Raw genomic sequence first — 19,740 nt, forward strand, 5'->3', positions numbered from 1 at the left:
GCAGTCCCGCGACGGTCAGTCGCCTCTGGTGCTGTTGCGCAGGTTGCGAACGGGGCCGAGAACCGCGTTACCCAACCGGTAGGTCAGGGACCGGCGAAGGTCCTCAGCGCTGCCGCGCAGCACTTCCTGCTGACGCGCCGCGGTCGCCAGTTGGGCCCGGTGGCGTTCGGTCCGCATCTTCAGGTCGCGCTCGGTGCTGGCCAGACGCTGCTCGTACCAGGTGGCGCGGGAGGCCAACGCTTTGTTGGTCTCGGTCAGTCGCTCGACCACGGCAATGAGTCCGGACACGTCCGCCACCGGAGCGCGGCCCTCGTCTTCGGCCGGCAGCACCCATTCGTCGACGTCCTCGGGCAGCTCGACGCCTGCCATCGCAGCCAGGCTGGCGAACATCGTCCGGTCGTCGGTGGCCGATGGCCAGGGATGCCGCGCACCACGGGCCCGAATCACCTGGACGAAGTCGGCCAGAGACCGCCAAATGACTTCGTCGCGCGGCGCAGCGGCAGCTGCCCGGGTCACCGGGTACAGGCCGCTCTTGCTCAGGAGGAGGTTGTCGGGTCGTGCATCGGCGTGCTCGATGTCGACAGATCCCTCGTCGGCGTGCTCGTCGACATAGCCGACCAGCATCCGCACCATCGACCGCATCATACTCAGATCGCCATCGGCAGCGGCGTCGAGGAGCTCCTCGCCGAAGGCCCGACCATCGGCCGGAACGGTGACGGACTCATCGTCGCGCAGCACCCGACCGCCGTCGAAGCAGAAGGCGGTCGTGCTGCCGTCGGACGCGGACGCCGTGATGCGTGTGACCTGGGGGTCGCCCGCCACCCCACGGCCGGCGACCACCCACCAGCCGGAGCCCACCTGCGGCAACCGCTGTGCCAGCACGGCCGCACGGGTGAGGCGCGTCGGGTCCGAACCAACCTGTCGGAAGGTGGGCGAGCCGAGGGTGAGCGCCCCGAGGATCGCGTGCCCGGCGTCGTCGAGTTCGTCGCCGCCTGCGACCCATACACTCTGGTCCTCCCAGGTGGGAAGTACGACCCCGCCACGCAGGGCGGTGAGTCCGGCGGCTCGGACCGCTGCGGTCAGTGCACCCGGGTCACGCGGACGGGACCGGTCGAAGGTCTCGGTCGGCGACCAGTCGCTGTCCTCGTTCGACGTGAACCGCGAACGAACTGCTGTCATGCGATGCAGACCCAACTCGTTCTCGGTGACGAATACCAGTCGTCCGCCCTCGGCGACCAAGCCGGTGATCAGGTCGAACATCTGCTGCCAGGTGTTCGGATCGGTCTCCAGGGAGCAGACGCGGTGGACATCGTCGAGAGCGATGACGAGATCGTAGGTCTCCTGGGGCGCAGCGAGCGTGAGGTCGGTGGCGATCACCCGTGCGTTCGGGGTGTCCTGCAGCAGGTCGCCGATCGTCGCACTGTCGACCACCGACCGGACGATCACGGTCAGGCGCGGGACCACATCTGCGATGCCGGTGATGAGATCGGCGCAGTGCGGCCCGACGATCGCGACATTCTGCGCGCCGGCCACGAACTCTCGCACGATCGAACGGGCGGCGGCGCCGGAACCGGCCGGTCCACGGTCGAGATCCGACCAGTTCTGCATGCTGCCCGGCAGCCGCAGGACCTTCTCGGCGCCGTTCTCGTCCCCGCTCATGCGGACGTCCTCTCCTCGTGCTGGCCCAGCCAGATGTCCTGCCACCCGAGTGCGATCCGGAGCTCCTCCGGAGACATCAGTGCGTCGGCACCCAACTCACGCAAGGCAATTCGCTGCGCGGTCGGCTGATCGATGGTCTTACCGTGAAGTTCGGGATAGACGTGTTCGAGCCAGTCGGTGGCGTCGAACTCTTTGCGAGCATCGACGAACACCATCGGGTCGCCGTAGACGGCGGGTTCCAGGCCGATCGCCGCGCCATAGAAGATCGCGGTCGTCAAACGGTTGGAGGCGACTCGCTTGTGTCGCCTCAGTTCGGTCAACTGGCGGCGCAGGAAGTCCGTGTCTCCGCCCTGCCAGAACTGCCCCCGGCGGCCGTGGCAGATCACCCGGAAGCCGGACTCCTCGTAGTGGCGACGCACCTCGGGTTGGTCGTACTCGACGTAGTACAGGCAGACGGTGACCGGTCCGTCCTCGGTCTCACGGATCTCGCGCAGTAGGTCGGAGTGATCGCCTTCGACCTTCTCGAAGTCGACCGTTCCATGGAACGGGTACCAGATCGTGCCCTCGGGTTCCGGTGCATCCGGATCGGGGGGCAGCACCCGGTCGAGGTAGAGGAACGGTGCGCCGATCACCTGGTAGTCACGCCATCCGTGCGCTTGACCGCGCCGCCGGCACACGTCGGACCACGCGTACTTCGCAAACCCATGAGGCGGGTTGTGTCCCCCACCGAATCCATGGACGAACGTCCATCCGTGCTGGATGACGCCGTCGATCCGCGGAGGATTCTCCGGGTCGAGCCCGCAGTACTCGGCCAGAATGTGTGCGTGGCCGTACCAGTGGTTGCTCGAGTCCACGTCAGCCCTTCCCGGTCGTCTGAAGTTCGTCCGCGGTGGGGACGAGGTCGGGCACATCATCCCAGCCGAGCCGGTGCCGCAAGGCGGTGGGTGACATCACCTTGTCGAGGCCGAGTTCGGACCGAGCGGCCGCCCCGGCAATCGGGCTGGGCACGCGTTCCTGGTGCAGGTGCGGGAACATCCTGGTCTGGCGCTGCATGCCGCCGAGCACGCCATGATCGTTCTGCAGGACCATCGGGTCGCCGTACACACCGATCTCGCGATTGACCGTCGCCGCATAGAACAACGCCGACCCCAGTCGGTTGCTCACCACGCGCCGGTGGCGCAATAGTTCCTCGAGTTGCCGGTCGAGGAAATCCTGGCTGCCGTCACGGTACATCGACCCTCGACGACCGAGCGAGATTACCCGAAAACCCTTGTTCTCGTATGTTTTTCGCACGTCGTCCCGCTCGAAATCATTCCAGTAGAGGCACATGGTGAGGGGCACATCCCCCTCGACCGAACGCACCTCGTCCGCGTAAGCGGCGTGGTCGCCGACGATCTGCTGGCCCTCCCAGCCGTGGAAGGGAAACACGATCGACCCCTCCCCCGGGCCGGCGGCGGCGATCTCCTCTGCACGCAACAGCATCAGATAGGCCCAGGGTGAGCCAATGACGACGTAATCACGATGACCGAGCGCCCAGCCGCGGCGCACCACCACGTCCGACCAAACGAGTTTGGGTATTCCCGGGACGAACTCGTGCCCCACGGCGAATCCGTCGTGGGTGTTCCAGCCGTGCTGCAGATAGCCCCAGATCGTCGGCGGTGGCTCGGCCGGCATTCCGCAGTAGCGGGCCAGCACAGCCGCGTGGCCGTAGAAGACGTTGCCGTGATGCACGGGTCAGGCCCCGACGAAGCCCCGCACGAGGTCGATCACTTGGTCGACCTGAGCGTCGGTCAGGTCAGGGAACATCGGCAGGCTGATCTCCTGCTCGGCGTAGGTCTCGGCGACCGGACAACTGCCCTTGGTGTGACCCAACTGCTGGAAGAGCGGCTGGTGATGCACCGGGATGTAGTTGACCTGGACGCCGATCCCACCCTCGCGCAGGTGGTCGAACAACTCACGTCGCCGACCGTCCTGGATGCGCAACGGGTACAGGTGCCACATCGGTGATGCGCCCTCGCGGTGCGCGGGCAGGATCAGTTCGTCGATTCCGGCAAGGCCGTCGTTGTAGCGGTCGGTGATCTCCTGACGACGCGTCTTGAACTGTCCCAGACGCTTCATCTGGTTGGATCCGAGCGCGGCGAGCACGTCTGGCAGACGATAGTTCAGGCCCATCGAGGTGACCTCGTAGTACCAGCCGCCGTGCTCGTCCATCAGCTCCGGCTTGCGCTCGTAACCGATGCCCTTGAACAGTCGGGCGCGGTCGACGAGGCCGGCGTCCGGCGAAACCACGGCCCCGCCCTCGGCGGTGGTGAGGTTCTTGGTCGGGAAGAAGGAGAACGTCGTGATGTCGGCCAGCGATCCGACCGGCACACCGTTCAGGCTCCCGGCGATGCTGTGCGCAGCGTCCTCGAGCAACAGCGCACCGTTGTCGTGCGCCAGCTTCTTCAGCGCGGGCGCGTCGATCGGGTGCCCGGCGTAGTCGACACCGGCGATGACCTTCGTGCGCTCGGTGATCTTCTGCGCGACGGACTCGGGGTCGAGGTTGCCGGTGTCGGCGCTCACGTCGGCGAACACGATCTCGGCACCCTGCCACATTGCACACGTGGCGGTGGCGAAGAAGGTGAGCGGCGTGGTGATCACCTGGTCGCCGGGCTGCAGTTCGAGCGCGGCATACGCGGTGTGCAGCGCAGCGGTTCCGGACGTGACCGACACCGCCCGATGCTCCACTGCGGCCACCTTCGCGACATCGTCCTCGAAGGCGTCGACGGCTGGACCGGTGGTCAGCCAATCGCCACGCATGACCGCAGCGACAGCCTCGATGTCGCTGTCGTCGATCGACTGCTTTCCGTACGGCAGCACCATCAGATGCCGGACTCCAGCAGCTTGCGAATGTCGTCGGCGTCGATCCAGATGTCGTTCTTGTCGGAGGCGCAGTGGAAGCCCTCGGGCACCGGCACGGCGTCCTTCGGCGGTTCGTAACCCCAGGTCGCGACCTCCGGCTGGAGGATGTAGTACTTGCCGTCCATCACCATGACGGCGCGTCGGCCTTCCTCCTGGGAGATCATCTCCTCGTGCAGCTTCTCGCCGGGCCGCAGGCCGATGTCGTGCATCTTGGCGCCGGGAGCGATCGCCTGCGCGAGGTCGGTGACCTTGTGGGAGGGGATGTGCGGCACGACGAGTTCGCCGCCCTGCATCATCTCGAAGGTGTCGAGCACCATCTGCACCGCGTCGGGCAGGGTGATCAGGAAGCGGGTGCAGCGCAGGTCGGTGATCGGCAGCGACTCGCCAGCGGTGGCCAGCGCGCGGAACTTCGGGATGATCGAGCCACGCGATCCGGTGACGTTGCCGTAGCGGACGACCGCGAATCGGGTCGGGTAGGCGGCCGCGTAGTGGTTGCCGAGCACGAACAGCTTGTCGGCGGTGAGCTTGGTGGCGCCGTACAGGTTGATCGGGCTGGACGCCTTGTCGGTCGAGAGGGCGACCACCTTCTGCACACCGGCGTCGATCGAGGCCTCGATGACGTTCTGGCTGCCGAGCACGTTGGTCTTCACGAACTCGTGCGGGTTGTACTCGCCGGTGTCGACCTGCTTCAGCGCGGCCGCGTGGACCACATAGTCGATGCCGTGCATCGCCCGGCGCAGCCGGTCAAGGTCACGGATGTCCCCGATGAACCAGCGCAGTCGTGGATCGTCGCCGAACATCTGACGTGCTTCCCACTGCTTGAGCTCGTCACGCGAGTAGATGACGACCCGCTTGGGGTTCACGTCCTGCAGCAGACGGGTGATGAAGGCCTTCCCGAACGAACCGGTTCCACCGGTGATCAGGATTGACGAACCCTCGAGGATGCTCACGTGATGACTCCCGTGCGACGCGCGTGTGATGACAGGACAGCCAGCTGCCTGGCCTCGAGCCGCCGGGAAGGCTCTCCGAGCGCCGGGCATCCGGGCGGTTCAGGCTAGCATTGAGCGGCCCTCGACTGCTTCAAGGCACGGGGGGACCGCCACGACCTGATCGAGCCAGTCAACGCAGGGAGAGGGGGATCCATGTCACTCGCGTCCGCCCGCGAGCACCGGACGGCAGTGGTGTCCGCGAGAGCACGCGAGGAGATCCATGTTGCGGTCCGCGTCGACGCGAGCGCGAACATCGGCGTCGGGCACGCGGTGCGGTGTCTCGCCCTCGTCCAGGAACTGAGCCGCAGGTCTGTCCGGGTGACCGTCTTCGGGATGCTGGACATCGGGTGGGTGGCGGACGCGTACGAACGCCTCGGCGTGCCGGTCATGTCGCCCTCGCAGATCGACCGTGCACATGTCACGCACGCCGTGATCGACGGTTACGACATTTCCCCGGAACTCGGTGCGGGCTTGCGCAGCAACGCAGTTCGCGTGCTGGCCATGGTCGACGACGAGTTCGGGGCAGGCCAGGTCGCCGACGTGTACGTGGACCAGAACTACGGTGCCCGTCCCCACGTCGGCGGCCCGGACGGGTCCATCGCACTGGCCGGTCCGCCGTACTCGCTGTTGCGTGACGAGGTCCTTGCGGTCCGTTCGGCTCCCGTCCTTGAGCACACCCGCGTCACCTCGGACGCCGCGCCGCGAGTCCTCGCCGTCTTCGGCGGCACCGATCCCCACGGAGCCGCCGAGGTACTCGTTCCCATGTTGGTCGAAACCGGCGCGCCGATGCAGCTCACCGTGGTGTGCCCCGACCCGGCACGTGGCGCCCGGCTCAGTTCCGTCCCGGTACAGGGACCGCACCAGCACGTCACCGTCACCGCGGTTCTTCCGAACCTTGCCGCGACGGCCGCCGCACATGACGTCGCGGTCAGCGCGGCCGGTTCGACCGTCTGGGAGTTGCTCACGATCGGCACCCCGACCGCGGTGGTCTGCGTCGTGGACAACCAGGAGCCCGGTTACCGGGCAACCACGGGGTCCGGGCTGGTGGTGCCGGCCGGTCGCCTCACGCGGTTGCGAACAGGCGACTGCAACGAGCGAGAGGCTGGAGTCGAGTCATTGGCGAGACTGCTGACAGACGGGCAGCTTCAACACCATCTACGCCGGCGTGGGATGGCACAGTTCGACGGGCGCGGCCGCGAACGCGTGGCGGATGCGCTGCTCGATTCAGCGCAGTTCGTAGACGGTCACGGTCGGCGAACGCCAGATGACGTCGGCGTACCTGGCGAGATCGGCTGACACCGCCGACGCCCTGCGGTCGGCGTACAGGAACCTCACTCCGTATGCACGCAGGGCAGCGACGCTGCGCGCAGTCGGCGCCCGAAAGACCGACTCGTTCAGGGCGTAGGCCCGCTGGTCGTAGTACGGCTGTTGGAGGAAACTGACGCCGGCGGTTCCGGAAGCTCGTCCACTCGCGGTGTAAGCCCAGGCTCCGATGAACGCCGGCGATCGCGTCAGCGCCGCGGGCCAGAACGCTCGCGGATCGCAACGCGGCGTGGTCCTGATACGCGAACAATGCACGTTGGTCGCCATCGGGGAAGCATTCACGTTCGCCCGCGCCAAAGCGGCCGCCCCCCTGATCTCGTCCTGATTCAGGTGCGTGCCGCGAGCCACGCCGCCGGTGTGCCATTGCGGGATCGGGTCTTGGGCGAGGACGTGAGCGGTCGGTGCCACAGCGAAACCGAGGATGCTGAATGCAAGCACCGCGCCGACCACCACGCTGATTCGATCGCGACGCAGCAGGAGGATCACGGTCATCACCGCCGTGACGAACAGCACAACGACCATCGGGAGCAGCCAGGACAGCTGGAGCAACGGCTCCTTTTGTTGCATGGCGGACGTACTCTGCGTGAACTCCCCGATCCCAGCACCCGCGACCGCGCAGACTGTGATCAGCGCCGGCGCCCTGCGGGCGCCGAGCACGCCGATCAGCCGCCGCACCACCGCGATCGCGCCCCAACCGAGGAAGGCTGCGGTCACCGGCACGATGCCCCTCATGAAGTAGACTTGGGAGAACGCAGGGTGCTCGATCAGGAACATAGCCAGGAGTGCCGCGACCATCATTCCGAGGTAGAGCACCGGCGCAGGATCCCTGCTGCCACCCACGGTCGCCGCCACCAACGTGACGGCGAGATAGGTGCCGACGAAGGCGGCGACCAACAGCGCCAGTGTCACAGATCCGGGAGGCGGATCAGTAGCCAGCGAAGCCGTCCAGATCCTCGACCGACGTGCGGTGGCACCCGGCTCGATGGTCGACCCGCCGCCGCCGCCCGCGAACAGTGGCCTGGAGCTGACAACGATGGCCGCCCCGACGGCCAGTAACGACACCGGCCGCACCACGTCATGCCAGACGGCGCGGCGGCGGATCACGGCGACGATGGTGACGATGGTGACGAGACCGACCCCACTGAGCAGAGTCGGCAACAAGGACACTTTCGAACCCGGGCACAGCAGGAGCACGTAGATCGTGAAAGCGAGCATGTCCGGTCGCCGTTCATTCGCCCGCAGCACCATGCACAACACGAAGGTGGCTAGGACAGCGACCGGAAGCGAGAGCGTGTTGGACGGGCTCAACCAGTACGCGACCGAGGAGGCACCTGGGTCGATACCCCGTACGAGGAGGACCGACGGGGCGAGCACCGACAGCGCTGCTGCAACGAGGCCACCCGCAGCAGAACGGGACAGGTAGGCGGCCAGCCCGTAGACGAGCAACAGCATTGAAGCGACGACCGGGACGTACCAGAAGACGACGGCGGCCTTCTCCAGTTGAACACCGCTCGCGATCGTGAGCCCGGCGGCATGTGCGTTGCTGAACCAGTGGTAGTCGAGCGCACCGTCCGCGAGGGACTGCGGGTCGTTCGGGGGCACGTGATGCATCGCGTTGGCGGTGATTGCGGTGTGCCAGTACATGTCGGGATACCAACGCATGGTTCCGCCGAGCGGGGTGATAGACCACAGGCCGGCGGTCAAGGAGCGAAGAAACAGCACCCAGCTGAACAGCAGACCCAGGCTGGCCCACCAAGGCATTCGTGCGGGAACAGCCCGGCGTCGTCCGTCGGCCTCATCATGTGCCTCACCGCAGGACCCGTCGGCCGGTTCATCCTGTCGGCCGAATCGACCACGAAGCAGCGCCATCGCCCCTGCGATCAGACCGGCGAACACCAGCGGAACGATCCACTGCAACCACGGCAGATGCAGGCGCACGGCGAGCGCCCAGCCGAACAATTGGGCGCCGAGGCCGGTGACGAAAGCCGCCCCGATTCGAACGACCGCGTGCCCCAGCGGCACCCGGCGGACGATGAGCCATCCCGGCACCAGGATCGTGCCGACGGTCGCCGCCCACAGCCGGGACTGATCCGCCCAGCCGAGTTCGTACTTGTGCAGAACGGCGCTCGTCGCGACGAGCGCCACCACGATGCACGCCGCACCCACCCACCGGTCGAGCGTCTGCGTCGGCCGTCCGTCCTTCGACGGGTCGTTCGAGCCTTGTTGCTCTGCCCGCGCAGGGAACGAAGAGATGGGCGACGTCATGGCGTGGGCCTTCATTTCAAGAAAATGTCGGGGTGAGCTTACGGGTGCACATGTCAGTTGCGCGTGACGAGGCGGTGCTTCCGTGTCGCGTGCGGCCGATGCAGTCCGCCGCACCCATGGCTAAGCTCGAGACGCCCGGGTCCGGCTGACCTGTCGACCCGGGATCCTGTCGCCAACTTCCAGGAGCCCGACCGTCTCACCGGTCGTGTCCGACTCGGAGGAATCCTTGCCCCGCACACGCGTTGTCATCCAGTCCCGTCTGAACTCCTCGCGCCTGCCCGGCAAGGCTCTCATGACGATCGCCGGGATGCCGCTGATCGAACTCGTCGCCCGCCGGGCCGCGCGTTCAGGCCACGAGGTGATCGTCGCGACGAGCGAGGAGCATTACGACACCCGCATCACCGATCACCTCGAACGAGTCGGCGTGCCGGTGATGCGCGGTTCGTTGGACGACGTCCTCGGACGCTTCGTCACCGCAACCGCGGACATGGATGACGACGATCGCGTGGTCCGCCTCACGGGTGACAACCCGGTCGCCGACGCCGATCTGGTGGACGAGTTGCTCGCGGCCATGGACGCCGGCGGGAACGCGTACGGTCGCGTCGACATCGACCGAGTACCGGAGGGGCTGGGTGCCGAGGCGTTCTGGGTGCGCGATCTGCGTCGCGCGGACGCCACTACCCGCGAGCCGTACGACCGCGAGCACGTCACCCCCTGGTTGCGGCGCAACCTGGGTGAGTTGCTGTTCGTGCCAGAGGACAACCCGGGTGATCCACTGCGTTACCGCTGCACCGTCGACGTCCTCGGCGACTTCGACCGCATCGCCCGGCTGTTCGGCAACGTCACCGACCCCGTCGGCGTGAGTTGGAGCGAACTCATCGACAAGCTCGGCACACTGATCGCCGCAGAGGGTGGCACGGTGCCGGTTCGCTCACACCGCCAGTTCGTGCAGTCGGCGGTGACACTCGGCGGAACCCAGTTGTCCGGCCCCTTTGCCAGTGCCCCGCCCGAGGTCCGCCAGATGTTGGCTCGCGCGGTGGACCACGGAGTTACCCACGTCGAGGTCGGCCGGGCAGACGGAAACGCCGAGAGGATTCTGCGCAGTTGCGGAGAGCCGCAACTGACCCAGCGGCTCGGGTTCATCTCGCGGCTCCAACCACTGCTCGCCGGTGACGCATCGGTGGCCCGATTGGGCGCCGAGGCCAGCCTCGAGCGGTCGTTCGCCGAACTCGGTCGTCGACGCGTCGCCGCCGCTCTGCTGAGCGGCGTCGAGCAAGTGGGGGTAGGCGGGGGTGGCGCGTGGGAGCGCCTGCAGGAATACCGCGCGACGGGCGAGGTGGGCGCCGTCGGGGTCAGCCTCGCTCACCCCAGCGAGGCCGAGGCCCTGAGCGAACTCGACGGCCTGGACTACCTCGAACTCCCGTACAACGTCCTCGCGCCGGCCCTGCCACAGGCCGTCCTCACGCTCGCCGACAGCGGTGTCACCGTCCTGGCGCACTCGGTGTACGGCGGGGGCGCTCTGCTCACCGGTGATCACCCGCGGTCCCTGGCGCTACTCGAAGCGGCCCGCGCTGTCGGCCGGGAAGGCGTTGCAGACCTTGCCGTCGCCTATGTCCTGGGCCACCCTGCCGTCGCGTCGATCGCCCTCGGCGCGATCACTGATTCGCAGATGCGGTACAACCTTGATCTGTCATCACGAGAACCATTGTCCGACAACGAAATCCAGACAGTCCGGGAGATGCTTCGATGAAGCTCGCACGGATCCTGCCTCGGCTCGTTCAACGCGACGCCACCGCCCCGGCGGTGACCTACTACGACGACGCGTCCGGTGAGCGCATCGAACTGTCGGCGAAGGTGGTGGCGATGTGGGCCTCGAAGGGGTCTCACTGGCTCACCGACGAGATGCTCGTCGATCCGGGCGGACGGGTCCACCTCGACCTGCCGGCTCGGCACTGGCGGACGATCTACTGGGCGTTCGCTGTCTGGTCGATCGGTGCCGAGGTGTCCACGACCGAGGCCGACAGCGACGCAACCGTCTCCATGCATGGCGTCGGCGACCTGGTCGAGCCGGTGGCGTCACTGGCTGCCAGTGACCTCGCCGGCTTTCCCGACCAGTTCGGTCCCTCGATCGAGGCAGCACCGGACGACCTGGCCCTCGATGGCCGGACCTTTGCGGATGTCCTTCCTGCCGTGCCCGCATCCGAGCGAGTGATGCTCGTGGACACTGATGCCGGCGAGACGCTCCGCATCGCCGCAAGCACCCTTGCGGCAGCAGGCTCTGTTGTTCTCGTACGCAATGAGGACGAGTCGCGTCGTGCTCGACGGGTTCTCGATGAAGGCGTGGACCGTGTCGTGAGTGTTTCGCCGGGCTGAGGTCAGCCCTTCGCGGCAGCCGTGGAGTCGGTGGATGCTCCTGCGGACTTCTGAGCCCGCTCGGCATCGCGCTGCAGACGTCGGCGAACACGGCTGTCCTGACGTTTCAGCCGAGCCTCGTCGCGGGCGGCGTCGCTCTGCTTGTGGTGATCCTTGCCCATCAGGTCGGACATGTATTTCTCGACGACGTCCTCCATGGGACCGTCCATCTCGAGGCCGCCGTCCTTGAGGTAGAGCCCACGAGTGCAAAAGCGCAGCAGATCGCCTTCGGAGTGCGACACAAGGAACAGTGTGCGTCCCTGGTCAAGCAGGTTCTCCATGCGCGTGTAGCACTTGTTCCGGAATGCGGCGTCTCCGACTGCCAGCACCTCGTCGACCAAGATGATCGGCTCGTCCAGACAGGTGATCACCGCGAACCCCAACCGCACCTGCATGCCCGAACTGAAGTGCCGGTAGGGCACATCGAGTCCGTCACGTACCGCCGGCCCGGCGAAGTCGACGATCTCGTCGAACCGCTCGTCCACCTGCTCGCGACTCATCCCGTGCAGACCGGCGGTGAGGTAGATGTTCTCGCGTGCCGAGAGGTCGCCGATGAATCCACCGGTCAACTCGATCAACGGTGCCACGCCCTCGGTGACCGAGGCGCTGCCTTCGTCCGGCAACAGCGTGCCGGCGATGAGCTTCAACAGAGTCGACTTGCCTCCACCGTTTCCGCCGACCAGACCGACCGCCTCACCGCGACCGACGGTGAAGTTGATGTCGCGCAGCGCCCAGAAGGTCTCCCGATCGTGCGCGCTCTTGCCGGTGAAGATGATCTCGCGCAGCGACAGATTCCGCTTGCGTCCGCGCAGGAACTCGATACCGAGGTTGTCGACCGTGATGACCGGCTCGCCGACCGGGGTCTTCCACTCGACGGTGCCGGGGACGGTCGGGAAGTCGTAGTCCTGCCAGGTCAGTTTGTTCTCGGGGTCGTACCCGGGCGGGTCGTTCTGGGTCCGTTGCGGGCGCCAGGTCGTCTTCGGCGGTGCCTGTTCGCTCATGTCAGATCTCCTTCAGGACCGCAGGTTCCAGTTTCCGGAACACCCACATACCAACGATCAACCAACTGATCGAGATGACAGTGCCGGCCGCCCACGCGAGATAGTCAGGGTGTTGTTCCGGTCCGAGAAAACCGAGCCGGAACATGTCGTTGATCGCCGTGAGCGGGTTCAGTTGCTGAATCGGTCGAGCCCACGGGGCCTTCTCCTCCAGCAGATGCACCGAGTAGACGATCGGCGTCAGGTAGAACAACAAACGTAAGGCGATCCGGACAAGCCGTACGACATCGTCCACCAGGGCGGTGAGCGGAGCCAGAACCAGACCGACTCCGATGTTGAGGATCAACAGCATCGCGATCGCCGGGATCCAGTACACGATCCGCCAGTTGAGGTGGGTCTGGTCCGGATGCATGACCGCGAAGTAGGCCATGAAGCCGACCAGGATCGGCAACGAGAGCAGGAACTCGATCCCCTTCGACAACACCACCCGGATCACCCACAATTCGCGGGGCAGGTTGGTCGAACGCACCAGCAGACGTTCGGCATAGAGGGCACGAGAACTCTCATTCACGCACGTGTTGAACCAGTTCCAGGCCAACAGACCCGCCACCAGGAACAGCACGAACGGTGCTCCTTGGCTGGAAGAGACACCCCGGGTGCTGTAGATGATCCCGAAAACGAAGCCGTAGACGAGAGCGCTCGCCAGCGGGTCGATCAGGGTCCAGATGTAGCCCAGGAAACTGCGGGCATAGCGCACTCGTAGGTCGCGGCGCACCAGCGTGCCCAGCACTTTGCGGTGGTCCCAAATGCGCTCGAGACGGCTCATCTTCGACATATCCGGGCCAGCCTAGTCCGCGCGGCCGGTGTCGCCCGGACGCTCGCCGAGTGAGGTGTCCGACATCGCGTCGGGTTCATCGATCCGGATGCGGCTGGTCAGGAAGCCGTAGCCCCACGCCATGTGCATCGTGGCGAGCACGACCGGGACGCGGACCCGCACCTCGGCGGATTCGTCGGACGAGATCGCCAGACCGCCGGCCCCGATCGCCGCTGCGTACCCGCCCGGGATCGCCCAGAGCGGACGCCAGACGAAACCGCCGACGGTTCCCACTGCGATCGCGGCGAGCGCAACCGGTGGGGCGAGGTAGCGGGCGTTGATGGATCCCTCGTGGGTACGGGCCACGACACGGCGCCACTGGCCGTACTCGTAGTACTGCCGCGCCAACCGCCGCACGTTGGGGCGTGGACGGTAGGCCACCCGCATCGCGGGCGTGAACCACACCAGGCCGCCACGCTGCCGGATGCGGTAGTTCATCTCCCAGTCCTGGGCCCTGCTGAATCGCGAGTCGTAACCGCCGACCGCGGTCAACCAGTGCCGCCGGAAGACGCCCAGGTAGACGGTCTCGGCTGCTCCGGCCTCCCCACCGAGCTTGAACTTCGCCCCGCCGACGCCGAGCTTGCTCTTCATCGCGACTGCGACGGCCTTCTCGAACGGAGTGCGCCCGACTGCGTCCATGATTCCGCCGACGTTCGCAGCCCCGGTGTCCTGCAGGGTGCGTGCGGCGGTCACGAGGTAGTCGGACGACAGCACGCCGTGGCCGTCGACCCGGGCGACGATGTCGTAACGGGCGTGGGCGATGGCCGCGTTGAGCGCGTCCGGGGTACGTCCGCTGGGGTTGGACACGAGGCGGACTCGATCGTCCTGCGCCGCGATGCGCGCGGCCACCTCGTCGGTGCGGTCGGTCGAGGGACCGAGCGCCAGGATCACCTCGATCGGGCCGTCCCACCGCTGTGCGAGCACCGCGTCGACCGACTCCTGCAGATACGGCTCCTCGTCGAGGATGGGCATGATCACCGACATCCCGTCCAGCCGGTCGTGCGTGCCGTTCACCGGCTCCTGGTGGTTCGGCTGCGGGGGGTCGCCGGGTTCGGGATCGGTGGTTGGCACGCCCGTCAGGCTACAACCCTCTCTCAGGTTGCACCGCTACCCTTGCGCGGTGCCTGACGAAGACGATGCCCTGACTTTCGACACGCGGCCCGGCTCATCCCGCCGGCCGCGGCGGCGCCCGTCCCAGGACGAGTCTCGTGCAATCCCGGTGCAACGCAACGGCTCCGGCAACGGACCCGCGACCGCCCGCATGCCACAGCGACCACAGCGACCACAGCGACCACAGCGACCACAGCGACCACAGCAGGCCCGTCCCGACCGGGGACGTGCCGACCGTGCCCCTGGGGACGACTCCACCCAGGTGCTGCCTGCGGCCAGCGGCCCACACCAGAATGCCCGCCCGTCGGCTCAGCGTGACCCGGACTCGGCCCGCCGTTTCGCCGCGGCGGGCGGGCGCCCCGGTCCCGACGACACCCAGCGACTCCCGGTCGGCGGACGACGTCCCGCCGGACCCGCGCAGGGCGCACGGCCAGGATCACGCCAAGGCCCTCCCGGACCGCCGCCCGGTGGCCCCGGGTACGGCGGACGTCCACCGCGTGACGGCAACGGTGAGACAGGACCGGGACGCCCGCGCCGCAAACGCCGCTGGGTCAAGTGGCTGATGATCCCGTTGCTGATCATCGCGCTATGGGTCGGTGGCCTGCTGTGGGCGGCGAACAGTGCATGGAACAACGTGCAGAAGCTGGACGCTCTCCCGGCCGGTCAGCGTCCATCGGATGGCAAGGGCAAGAACTACGTCCTGGTGGGTTCGGACTCCCGAGCGGGTCTGACCAGCGAGGAAGCCTCCCGGCTGGGCACCGGCGGCAGCAACATCGAGGGCAAACGCACCGACTCGATCATGATCCTGCACCTACCCGACAGCGGCGGTCCGACCTTGGTGTCGGTACCGCGCGACAGTTGGGTCGCGGTACCCGGTCATCGCAGAAACAAGATCAACGCGTCCTATGCCATCGGCGGCCCGAAGCTGTTGATGGAGACCGTCGAGCAGTCCACCGGTCTGCGGATGGACGGTTACATGGAGATCGGCTTCGGCGGGTTCGCCAACGTGGTGGACGCCGTCGGCGGGGTGCGGATGTGCCTGGAGCGTCCGATGAAGGACGAGAAGGCGCACATCGACCTGCCGGCCGGCTGCCAGGACCTCGACGGCAAGAACGCACTCGGGTACGTGCGGGCCCGCTACTCCGACCCGCTCGGCGACCTCGGCCGGGTGACGCGTCAGCGTCAGTTCCTTTCCGCCCTGATGAACAAGGTCGCCTCCCCCGGCAACCTGCTCGTGCCGTGGAAGCTCAAGGGCGTCGGCGAGTCCGGTGCGCAGGGTCTTGCTGTCGACAACGACATGGGGCCGATCACCGCGGTGAAGATCGCGTGGGCGTTGAAGAACGTCACCTCCTCCGGCCAGTCGGTGCAGATTCCCGTGGCGAACTCCGCCTACCCGACCTACGCCGGGGAAGCCGTGCTCTGGGACGACGCGAAGGCCAAGGAGCTCTTCGACGCTCTGAACAACGACCGCTCCCCCAACGTCGCTCCCTGAACCACGGAATCCGCGTGAGAAAGCGCCCTTCGCCGGGTCCGGCGAAGGGCGCTTTCTCACGCGGATTTTCTACTTCTTGAGCAGCTGACGGGCCATCACCATGCGCTGGATCTGGTTGGTGCCCTCGTAGATCTGGGTGATCTTGGCGTCGCGCATCATCCGCTCGACCGGGTGGTCCTTGACGTAGCCGGCGCCACCGAGCAGCTGGACGGCGTCGGTCGTGACCTCCATCGCGACGTCCGAGGCGAAGCACTTGGCGGCGGCACCGAAGAACGGCAGGTCGGCGTCGCCCCGCTCCGACTTCGCGGCAGCGACGTAGACCATCTGGCGCGCGGCCTCGAGCTTCATCGCCATGTCGCCGAGCATGAACTGCAACCCCTGGAACTCGGCGATGGCCTTGCCGAACTGCTTGCGCTCCTTGACGTAGCCGAGTGCGTAGTCGAGGGCGCCCTGGGCGATGCCGACGGCCTGCGCACCGATGGTGACGCGGGTGTGGTCGAGCGTTCGCAGCGCGATCTTCAGACCCTCGCCCTCAGCACCGACCATGCGGTCGGCCGGGATGCGGCAGTTGTCGAAGTGCAGTTCACGGGTGGGCGAACCCTTGATGCCGAGCTTGCGCTCGGGTTCGCCGAACCCGAAGCCCTCGTCGTCCTTCTCGACCACGAACGCGGTGATGTTGCGTCCCCGCTCGCCGTCGGGGTCGGTCACCGCGAGCACCGTGTAGAACTGCGAGACACCGGCGTTGGTGATCCACGACTTCTGCCCGTTGAGGACGAACGAGTCGCCGTCCTTCTTGGCACGGCACTTCATGGACGCGGTGTCCGAGCCCGCCTCACGCTCGGACAGTCCGTAGGAGAACATCGCTTCGCCGCGGGCCATCGGCGGCAGGTACTTGGCCTTGACCTCTTCGGACGCACCGAGAATGACCGGCATCGAGCCCAGCTTGTTCACCGCCGGGATGAGCGAGCTCGACGCACACGCACGTGCGACCTCCTCGATCACGATGCAGGTCGCCAGTGCATCGGCACCTACGCCGTCGTACTCCTCGGCGACGTGCGGGGCGTGGAAGTCGGCCGCGACGAGGGCATCGAGCGCCGCCTGCGGGAACTCGCTCTTCTCGTCGACCTCGGCCGCGTGCGGGGCGATCTTCGCGTCGGCAACGGCACGCACCGCCTCACGCAGGGCTTCGTGGTCCTCGGAGATCTTGAACAGATCGAAGTCAGTGTTTGCGCTCACAGGCTCATCCTACTTTCGGGTACGTCCGGGCCGTTCGGCAGATGCCGGTCGACCTACTTCGCGGCGAGGGCGGGGATGACCTCGCGTTCGAACAGTTCGATGCCGCTGGTGTCGTAGGCGGCCTCGGCGAAGTAGGTGACGGCGTAGGTCATGCCCGCGTCCTGCAGTTGCTCGAACATGGCCACGATCTGCTCCGGTGTGCCGACGGCGGGCTGGGTCGCCATGTTCGCGCGCATGTCGGCGGCGCGCTCCTTCGGCAGACCGCCCTTGACCATGAGGTCCTCGAAGAAGGCCAGGCGATCCTGCACCTGGGCGTCGTTCTCGCCGATCATCACGTTGTAGTTGGCCGATCGCGTGATCGTCGAGAAGTCACGGCCGATGTCCTTGCAGTGCCCTTCGAGCACGGACGACTTGTGCTTGAAGCCATCGAGGCTGCCGTCGAAGTTGGTGTAATCGGCGTACTTGGCGGCAATCTTCAGCGTGACCTTCTCGCCACCGCCGGCGATCCACATCGGGATGCGATTCTCCGCGCTGGTGGTCTGCAACGGTTGCGGGTGGCAGAGGGCGCCGTCGACCTGGTAGTGCTTGCCGTCGAGCGTCGCCGAGCCCGTCGTCCACATCTGCCGGAAGATCTCGACACCCTCGCGCAACCGACCCAATCGGTCTCCTGCAGAGGGGAATCCGTAGCCGTACGCACGCCATTCGTGCTCGTACCAGCCGCCACCGATACCCATCTCCACTCGTCCGCCGGAGATCACATCGACGGTTGCGGCGACCTTCGCCAGATAGGTCGGCTCGCGATAACTCATACAGGTGCACATCTGACCCAGGCGCACCCGGTCGGTGATCGCGGCGAAGGCGGACATCAGCGTCCAGGCCTCATGGGTGGCCTGCGGCAGCGGGTCCGGGGTGGTGTGGAAGTGGTCGTACACCCACAGCGACTCCCAGGCATCGTTCCGGTCGAGACGCCGAGCAAGATCCGACATCGTCTTCCATTGGTCGGCCGGGTCGATGCCGACCAGGTCGAGCCGCCAGCCCTGTGGGATGAACATGCCGAAACGCATCGTGCGAAACCTCCGTGGACGTGTGTGTACCGCTGCCGGTTCACTCTAGAACCGGTGTCACCGGTTGTTCATGTCTCGTCGTGCGTCGATCCGGGGCGACTCATCGACACGGTCGGTAGCGTGTGCGCCATGTCTGACACACCGCGTCCTGCCGCTGTGAACGTTTCGTCGACCCGCGTCACCGTGGTCGGCACCGGGTACGTCGGTCTGTCGATCGCGGTCCTGCTCTCGCAGCGCCACCCGGTCGTCAGCTACGACATCGACGAGGGACGCATCGAGGGGCTGGGCCAGGGACGCTCCCCGATCGTCGACGAAGAGCTCGAGGACATGCTGCGCGAGGGTGACCTCGACCTGACGTTCACCACGGACAAGGACACCGCTTATGACGGTGCGGAGTTCGTCGTCATTGCGACCCCGACCGACTACGACCCGAAGACCAACTACTTCGACACCACCACCGTCGACGGCGTCATCGCCGATGTCACCCGACTCAACTCCGAGGCGGTCATGGTCGTGAAGTCGACCATCCCGGTCGGCTACGTCATGGACGCCCGCAAGCGGTTGGACACCGAGAACCTGCTGTTCTCGCCGGAATTCCTTCGCGAAGGTCGGGCGTTGTTCGACAACCTGCACCCCTCACGCATCGTGGTCGGTGAGAACAGCGAGCGCGGACGGCGGTTCGCCGACCTGTTGGTCGAAGCCAGCCTCGAACCCGACGTCGAGGTGCTGCTCACCGACCCCACCGAGGCCGAGGCGATCAAGCTCTTCGCGAACACCTTCCTGGCGATGCGGGTCGCGTTCTTCAACGAACTCGACTCCTACGCACTCACCCACGGGCTCGACACCCGACAGATCATCGAAGGCGTCGGGCTCGACCCACGCATCGGACGGCACTACAACAACCCCTCGTTCGGGTACGGCGGGTACTGCCTGCCGAAGGACACCAAGCAACTGCTCGCGAACTACCACGACGTGCCGCAGACGTTGATCAGCGCGATCGTCGAGGCGAACCGCACCCGCAAGGACTTCGTCGCATTCGACATCATCGGCCGCGAGCCGAAGTCCGTCGGCATCCACCGACTGATCATGAAGGCCGGCTCGGACAACTTCCGCTCCAGCAGCGTGCAGGGCATCATGAAACGGTTGAAGGCCAAGGGGATTCCGGTCATAGTGTATGAACCCGAGCTCGCCGAGGAGACCTTCTTCGGTTCTCCGGTGGAACGCGACCTGGAAAAGTTCAAGAGCTCGGTCGACCTGATCGTCGCCAACCGCCGCGTGCCCGAACTCGAAGACGTCGCCGACAAGGTCTACACCCGCGACATCTTCGGCATCGACTCCTAGAAAGTCGCTCTGCCGCAACGATTTCCGCAGTTCTAACCCGCCCTTGAGCCGATGGGCAGTTGTGCCCATTCCGTCC

At 66.5% G+C, this 19,740-nt stretch carries 16 protein-coding genes; 5 read left to right on the plus strand and 11 right to left on the minus strand.

Going from position 1 to position 19,740, the window contains the following annotated elements:
- Positions 1 to 15: 15 nt before the first annotated feature.
- From EU513_RS10385 to pseB, 5 genes are read right to left on the minus strand one after another with little or no spacing between them, the layout of a single operon-like run.
- The gene (locus EU513_RS10385) at positions 16 to 1,659 is read right to left on the minus strand and encodes a hypothetical protein (RefSeq protein ID WP_129625818.1); all 1,644 of its coding nucleotides are present in this window, start codon (positions 1,657 to 1,659) and stop codon (positions 16 to 18) included.
- Positions 1,656 to 2,513: a hypothetical protein gene (locus EU513_RS10390; RefSeq protein ID WP_129625819.1), complete on the minus strand. Its 858-nt coding sequence runs from the start codon at positions 2,511 to 2,513 to the stop codon at positions 1,656 to 1,658. Before EU513_RS10390 ends, EU513_RS10385 begins: the two co-directional genes overlap by 4 nt.
- Position 2,514: 1 nt before the next feature.
- Positions 2,515 to 3,390 (minus strand): hypothetical protein, encoded by an 876-nt coding sequence (locus EU513_RS10395; RefSeq protein WP_129625820.1) that lies wholly within the window; start codon positions 3,388 to 3,390, stop codon positions 2,515 to 2,517.
- Positions 3,391 to 3,393: 3 nt separating this feature from the next.
- Positions 3,394 to 4,521, minus strand: a complete 1,128-nt coding sequence (locus EU513_RS10400) for a DegT/DnrJ/EryC1/StrS aminotransferase family protein (protein WP_129625821.1) — start codon at positions 4,519 to 4,521, stop codon at positions 3,394 to 3,396.
- Entirely contained in the window at positions 4,521 to 5,510 is a 990-nt protein-coding gene (pseB, locus tag EU513_RS10405; protein ID WP_129625822.1) for a UDP-N-acetylglucosamine 4,6-dehydratase (inverting), read from the minus strand. Before pseB ends, EU513_RS10400 begins: the two co-directional genes overlap by 1 nt.
- 192 nt (positions 5,511 to 5,702) lie before the next feature.
- Here pseB and EU513_RS10410 point away from each other — a divergent pair, with 192 nt between their 5' ends.
- Complete coding sequence (locus tag EU513_RS10410; RefSeq protein ID WP_129625823.1) at positions 5,703 to 6,845, plus strand: PseG/SpsG family protein; 1,143 nt, start codon at positions 5,703 to 5,705, stop codon at positions 6,843 to 6,845.
- Here the strand turns inward: EU513_RS10410 and EU513_RS10415 are convergent.
- The gene (locus EU513_RS10415) at positions 6,774 to 9,137 is read right to left on the minus strand and encodes a hypothetical protein (RefSeq protein WP_129625824.1); all 2,364 of its coding nucleotides are present in this window, start codon (positions 9,135 to 9,137) and stop codon (positions 6,774 to 6,776) included. The two genes, EU513_RS10410 and EU513_RS10415, sit on opposite strands and share 72 nt — an antisense overlap.
- Before the next feature lie 226 nt (positions 9,138 to 9,363).
- On the opposite strand from EU513_RS10415, the gene EU513_RS10420 reads away from it, so the two are divergent.
- The gene (locus tag EU513_RS10420) at positions 9,364 to 10,887 is read left to right on the plus strand and encodes an aldo/keto reductase (protein WP_129625825.1); all 1,524 of its coding nucleotides are present in this window, start codon (positions 9,364 to 9,366) and stop codon (positions 10,885 to 10,887) included.
- Positions 10,884 to 11,510 (plus strand): TIGR03089 family protein, encoded by a 627-nt coding sequence (locus EU513_RS10425; RefSeq protein WP_129625826.1) that lies wholly within the window; start codon positions 10,884 to 10,886, stop codon positions 11,508 to 11,510. Before EU513_RS10420 ends, EU513_RS10425 begins: the two co-directional genes overlap by 4 nt.
- Before the next feature lie 2 nt (positions 11,511 to 11,512).
- Here the strand turns inward: EU513_RS10425 and EU513_RS10430 are convergent, their stop codons facing one another.
- Genes EU513_RS10430 through EU513_RS10440 form a run of 3 tightly spaced genes read right to left on the minus strand, consistent with a single transcriptional unit; the run spans position 11,513 to position 14,393 of the window.
- Positions 11,513 to 12,550, minus strand: coding sequence for an ABC transporter ATP-binding protein (locus EU513_RS10430; RefSeq protein ID WP_129625827.1), 1,038 nt, complete (start codon positions 12,548 to 12,550; stop codon positions 11,513 to 11,515).
- A gap of 1 nt (position 12,551) precedes the next feature.
- Positions 12,552 to 13,373: an ABC transporter permease gene (locus EU513_RS10435; protein WP_240796012.1), complete on the minus strand. Its 822-nt coding sequence runs from the start codon at positions 13,371 to 13,373 to the stop codon at positions 12,552 to 12,554.
- 21 nt (positions 13,374 to 13,394) lie between these two features.
- On the minus strand, positions 13,395 to 14,393 hold the full coding sequence (locus EU513_RS10440) for a glycosyltransferase family 2 protein (RefSeq protein ID WP_129625856.1): 999 nt from the start codon (positions 14,391 to 14,393) through the stop codon (positions 13,395 to 13,397).
- A gap of 700 nt (positions 14,394 to 15,093) precedes the next feature.
- Here EU513_RS10440 and EU513_RS10445 point away from each other — a divergent pair.
- Positions 15,094 to 16,023, plus strand: a complete 930-nt coding sequence (locus tag EU513_RS10445; RefSeq protein WP_240796013.1) for an LCP family protein — start codon at positions 15,094 to 15,096, stop codon at positions 16,021 to 16,023.
- A gap of 69 nt (positions 16,024 to 16,092) precedes the next feature.
- Here the strand turns inward: EU513_RS10445 and EU513_RS10450 are convergent, their stop codons facing one another.
- Both EU513_RS10450 and EU513_RS10455 read right to left on the minus strand, forming a co-directional pair.
- The gene (locus EU513_RS10450; protein WP_129625829.1) at positions 16,093 to 17,259 is read right to left on the minus strand and encodes an acyl-CoA dehydrogenase family protein; all 1,167 of its coding nucleotides are present in this window, start codon (positions 17,257 to 17,259) and stop codon (positions 16,093 to 16,095) included.
- Positions 17,260 to 17,312: 53 nt separating this feature from the next.
- On the minus strand, positions 17,313 to 18,323 hold the full coding sequence (locus EU513_RS10455; protein WP_129625830.1) for an LLM class F420-dependent oxidoreductase: 1,011 nt from the start codon (positions 18,321 to 18,323) through the stop codon (positions 17,313 to 17,315).
- Between the two features lie 129 nt (positions 18,324 to 18,452).
- On the opposite strand from EU513_RS10455, the gene EU513_RS10460 reads away from it, so the two are divergent.
- Positions 18,453 to 19,664, plus strand: coding sequence for a nucleotide sugar dehydrogenase (locus tag EU513_RS10460; protein ID WP_129625831.1), 1,212 nt, complete (start codon positions 18,453 to 18,455; stop codon positions 19,662 to 19,664).
- Positions 19,665 to 19,740: the final 76 nt, after the last annotated feature.

The sequence above is a fragment of the Yimella sp. RIT 621 genome, assembly GCF_004146205.1.
GTDB lineage: Bacteria > Actinomycetota > Actinomycetes > Actinomycetales > Dermatophilaceae > Yimella > Yimella lutea.